General features: G+C 53.4%; 2 protein-coding genes. One reads left to right on the top strand and one right to left on the bottom strand.

Features of this window, described 5'->3' with window-relative positions:
• Positions 1-206: 206 nt before the first annotated feature.
• The gene (locus tag AM228_RS01230) at positions 207-2,681 is read left to right on the top strand and encodes a trypsin-like peptidase domain-containing protein (protein ID WP_054464291.1); all 2,475 of its coding nucleotides are present in this window, start codon (positions 207-209) and stop codon (positions 2,679-2,681) included.
• Here AM228_RS01230 and AM228_RS34785 read toward each other — a convergent pair.
• On the bottom strand, positions 2,630-2,978 hold a 349-nt coding region (locus tag AM228_RS34785), incomplete at its 5' end, for a hypothetical protein (protein WP_231636529.1). The genes AM228_RS01230 and AM228_RS34785 overlap by 52 nt on opposite strands.

Here is a 2,978-nt window from a genome sequence, read left to right as displayed (position 1 = left end):
GGTTTCTGTTGTGGGTATCAGGGGTTATCTGTGGAATGCGGAGAAGAAACCCGGTTTCTGGGGTTTCTGGGTTTCAATCCATCCGCTGCCAACCGTTATCCTGAAATAAAATAGCAGCGGCGTTGCCATTCCGGGAATAAGTTACTGGTTAAGAGCGATAATATATCTGCCGGAATGCTTCGCCCCTACAATAAATCTCGATTATGATGCCAAAATTGTCGCAGAAACCCGGTTTCTTGATTATCGCCATCCTGACTCTGGGCCTCGGTGTGGGGGCCTGTGGGAAGCTGTCGTCCGAGGATGTGGCGAAAACAGCCCTGGAAGTCACCGTGATGGTGGATGGCTGTGCGGCGGGTTCGGGAATGATTTATCGTCGTGAGGGCAATACTTATTCGGTGTTGACGGCCCATCATGTGGTAAAAGATGCCCAGATTACTTGTTTGATTATCACTCCTGATGGCTTCCGGCACAATGCAAATCCCCAAGTCACTGTCCCAGTCCCGGATGTGGATTTGGCGGTGATGACTTTTACCAGTGACAAGGACTATAAACTGGCGAAGTGGGGAGACTCGGATAAGGTGGTGGCGGGGCAAACGGTCTATGTGGCGGGGGCTCCAGAACCGACCGAGGCCATCCCTAACCGCACCATAATAGCCCCCGATGGCAAAATTATCGGCAAAATTTCCCAGCCAAATCAGGGTTATAGCTTAATTTACAACAATATCACTCAACCGGGAATGAGCGGCGGGCCGGTATTGGATGACCGAGGCAAAGTGATTGGGGTTCACGGTCAGGGAGACAGGGATGATACTGGGAGAAAAACTGGGCAGAATTTGGCGATTCCTATTGCGACGTTTTTGGATGCTACCAAAACTGTCACAGCAAAAAAGGGGACTGACTCAAATCCCTTCCAGCTTCCCTTTGTGAAAAAGAATGTGACAAGTTTGCGCGGCGATTTCACCCTGCCCGCATTGCAGCAACAAGGGATGATCAAGCGACTGGGACGGGGAGAAGTCAGCGAAGTAATTGCCCTGAACCAGGAATTAACCGTGGTGATTTCTGGTGGTGGAGCAACTTTATTTAATCTCACCACTGGGGAAGCCCTCTGGGAAATTGATTGTCCGGCTTGGGGTGGGGCAGTGAGCGCCAATGGGCGGTTATTGGCATTATATAAGGACAAAGATATTTATCTGTGGGATTTAACCACGGGGCAGTTTTTGCGCCAAATCACCGGACATACAAAGGATGTGGATAGCGTCAGCTTCAGTCCCGATGGTAAAACCCTGGCTTCTGGGAGTGGGGATAATACAGTGCGACTGTGGGATGTGGCGACGGGACGGGAACTGCGCCAACTCACCGGACATACATGGTATGTGAATAGCGTCAGCTTCAGTCCAGATGGTAAAACCCTGGCTTCTGGGAGTGATGATAATACAGTGCGACTGTGGGATGTGGCTACGGGACAGGAACTGCGCCAACTCAGGGGACATACAAGCAGTGTGAGTAGCGTCAGCTTCAGTCCTGATGGTCAAACTCTGGCTTCTGGGAGTGAGGATGGGGTGGTGCGACTGTGGGATGTGGCGACGGGACGGGAACTGCGCCAACTCACCGGACATACATGGTATGTGAATAGCGTCAGCTTCAGTCCTGATGGTCAAACTCTGGCTTCTGGGAGTTGGGATAAAACAGTGCGACTGTGGGATGTGGCTACGGGACGGGAACTGCGCCAACTCACGGGATCTGTAGCCACCTTCAGTCCAGATGGTAAAACCCTGGCTTCTGGGAGTTGGGATAAAACAGTGCGACTGTGGGATGTGGTGACGGGACGGGAACTGCAACTGCGCCAACTCACCGGACATACAGACGATGTGAATAGCTTCAGCTTCAGTCCAGATGGTAAAACCCTGGCTTCTGGGAGTAAGGATAAAACAGTGCGACTGTGGGATGTGGCGACGGGAAGGGAACTGCGCCAACTCATCAGACATACATTCTGGGTGAATAGCGTCAGCTTCAGTCCCGATGGTCAAACCCTGGCTTCTGGGAGTTGGGATAAAACAGTGCGACTGTGGGATGTGGCTACGGGACGGGAATTGCGCCAACTCCAGGGACATACATGGTATGTGTATAGCGTCAGCTTCAGTCCTGATGGTAAAACCCTAGCTTCTGGGAGTTTGGGTACAGTGCGACTGTGGGATGTGGCGACGGGACGGGAACTGCGCCAACTCCAGGGACATACAGTGAGTAGCGTCAGCTTCAGTCCTGATGGTAAAACCCTGGCTTCTGGGGGTGAGGATAATACAGTGCGACTGTGGGATGTGGCGACGGGACGGGAACTGCGCCAACTCACCGGACATACAAGCAGGGTGGAAAGCGTCAGCTTCAGTCCTGATGGTAAAACCCTGGCTTCTGGGAGTTGGGATAAAACAGTGCGGCTGTGGGATGTGGCTACGGGACGGGAACTGCGCCAACTCACCGGACATACAGAGGATGTGAATAGTGTCAGCTTCAGTCCAGATGGTCAAACCCTGGCTTCTGGGAGTGATGATAATACAGTGCGACTGTGGGATGTGGCTACCGGACGGGAACTGCGCCAACTCACGGGATCTATAGCCACCTTCAGTCCCGATGGTCAAACCCTGGCTTCTGGGGATGGGGTGGTGCGGTTGTGGAGGGTGCGGTAGGGTGTGGGGAGGCAGGGGAGCAGGGGGGCAGGGGGGCAGGGGAGCAGGGGAGCAGGGGAGCAGGGGGGCAGGGGATATATTACCGGAATGCTTCGCCCATGTACGACACAAAGGGCGAAGCATCCCGGTAATAAGTTACTGGTTTTTAGCGATAGATATCTGCCGGGATGCTTCGCCCCTACAGGTAAACGTGGGGGTTGAGAAACCGGGTTTCTGTTATGGGTATCAGGGGTTATCGGTGGAATGCGGAGAAGAAACCCGGTTTCTGGGGGTTTTGGGGTTTTGGGGTTGATGGTG

This window comes from Planktothricoides sp. SR001 (genome assembly GCF_001276715.1).
Lineage (GTDB): Bacteria > Cyanobacteriota > Cyanobacteriia > Cyanobacteriales > Laspinemataceae > Planktothricoides > Planktothricoides raciborskii.
This window is presented reverse-complemented; position numbering and strand designations above follow the sequence as displayed.